This is a genomic window from Nitrobacter sp. 62-13 (genome assembly GCF_001896955.1).
Taxonomy (GTDB): domain Bacteria; phylum Pseudomonadota; class Alphaproteobacteria; order Rhizobiales; family Xanthobacteraceae; genus Nitrobacter.
Genome location: NZ_MKRN01000059.1, coordinates 7,997 through 9,609, shown reverse-complemented (window position 1 = coordinate 9,609; position 1,613 = coordinate 7,997). Strand labels below are relative to the sequence as shown.

3 protein-coding genes are annotated in these 1,613 nt (G+C 66.4%); all 3 read left to right on the top strand.

From position 1 onward, the window contains the following. Nucleotides 1–127 precede the first annotated feature (127 nt). A complete protein-coding gene (locus tag BGN91_RS06175; RefSeq protein ID WP_292611470.1) occupies nucleotides 128–487 on the top strand; it encodes a hypothetical protein in 360 nt (119 codons plus the stop codon). 58 nt (nucleotides 488–545) lie between these two features. Continuing rightward, nucleotides 546–839, top strand: coding sequence for a hypothetical protein (locus BGN91_RS06170; protein WP_292611469.1), 294 nt, complete (start codon nucleotides 546–548; stop codon nucleotides 837–839). Continuing rightward, a partial coding sequence (locus BGN91_RS06165) for an ATP-binding protein (protein WP_292611468.1) occupies nucleotides 839–1,613 on the top strand: 775 nt, incomplete at its 3' end. The genes BGN91_RS06170 and BGN91_RS06165, both read left to right, overlap by 1 nt.

Here is a 1,613-nt window from a genome sequence, read left to right as displayed (position 1 = left end):
CGCTCCAACGCGCACGACTTCGCTGAGAGAAGCGCCGCGAAAACGTTCGAATTTGAGCCCGATGCCGATCGAGTTATCCGGAATGCGACAGCAGCAGGCGGCTCGACTCAAGAGAGCAGCTCATCTGATGAGCGACCGACAGACCGACATGATCACCGTTGTCCAATTCCCTCCGCACAAGCTCCGCCTCACCGAGACAGAGCTGTGCGGCTGGATCGGCCAAGCCGCGCCCGGCGAGGCGCTGGAGTACTACCGCGGCTTTCTCGCTCTGGACACGTTCTCGCAAGCCAAGCGCCTGACCGAGCGCGAGCGCGCCGAACTCATGCGCGTCGCGCGCCGCGCCTGGTGGGCGAGCGAGCAGAAGCTGATCCATCTCGTTCAGCGCCGCCACGGCGCCGACGACTACAGCTATCTCGCCATCGCGCGCTCGAAGCCGAAACAGGCCTCGGCCTCGCTCTCATCGCTGCTCTTGGCGGAGGTCGCGTGATGGGCCGCAACCAAGCCAAGCCGAGATTTCACCTCAGCACCAACGAAGAGGTCGCCCAATGACCACGTCAGTTGCAGTGGCCGCGCTGCGCAAGCGCCATATCTGGCTCGAAGCACTGCCCGACACCGTATCCATCCCGGCGCTCGAAGCCCGACAGCGGCCGGCCGCCGTCAAGGCGATCCAGGACGCTACGCTCGACGACATCGCGTTCGCGATGCTCGGGGCGGAGGCGGAATTCAACGCCGTTGGCGACCGGCTGCATGCGCTGCGCAAGCTCTACAACATGGCTCGCCAGGCCGGTGCGCTTGGTTCCGACCGCGCGGTCGATGCGATCTCCGGAGGAGGCTGCTGATGGCGCTGCGCATCATTACCGCCGATCAGCGGCTCGCCGAAGCTCATGCCAAGACCACGATGGCGATCTTCGGGCCCTCGGGGGTCGGCAAGACCTCGCTGCTCAAGACCCTGCCGCCGGCGGATACGCTCTGCATCGATCTGGAGGCCGGCATGAAGTCGGTCCAGGACTGGCCGGGCGACAGCATTCCGGTGCGCAGCTTCGCCGATGCGCTCGACATCGGCTGCCTGATCGGCGGCGTCAATCCGGCGGCCGACGAGAAGACGTTCTTCTGCGAGAGCCATTACCGGCACCTGGTCGACACCTATCCCGACCTGGTCCGGATGATTGCCGGCAAGCGCATCATCTTCGTGGACTCGATCACCGATCTGACGCGGCTCGCCATGGTGTGGGCGAAGACGCGGCCCGAGGCGCAATCCGAGCGGACCGGCAAACCCGACACCCGCGGCGCCTACGGCCTCTTGGCACGGGAAACCATCGGGCTCCTGAAGCACCTGCAGCATGCGCCCGGCCGCACCGTCATCTTCGTCGGCATCCTGGAGCGCATCACCGATGAGTTCAATCGCGTCACCTGGCAGCCGCAGATGGAAGGCGGCAAGGCCGCCCGCGAGCTCCCCGGCATCGTCGACCAAGTGATCTCCATGAGCCGGTTCACCGCAGATGGCGACGCGTGGCGCCACGAGCCCGAGCGCGGCGAGGTGCGCCGCTTCGTCTGCCAGGCGGCCAACCCCTTCGGCCTGCCGGGCAAGGATCGTTCCGGCCGCCTCGACCTCA

What these genes read in the sequence shown, in the direction of transcription:
- BGN91_RS06175 (WP_292611470.1), top strand. Translation starts at nt 128, where the DNA reads ATGAGCGACCGACAGACCGACATGATCACCGTTGTCCAATTCCCTCCG.
- BGN91_RS06170 (WP_292611469.1), top strand. Translation starts at nt 546, where the DNA reads ATGACCACGTCAGTTGCAGTGGCCGCGCTGCGCAAGCGCCATATCTGG.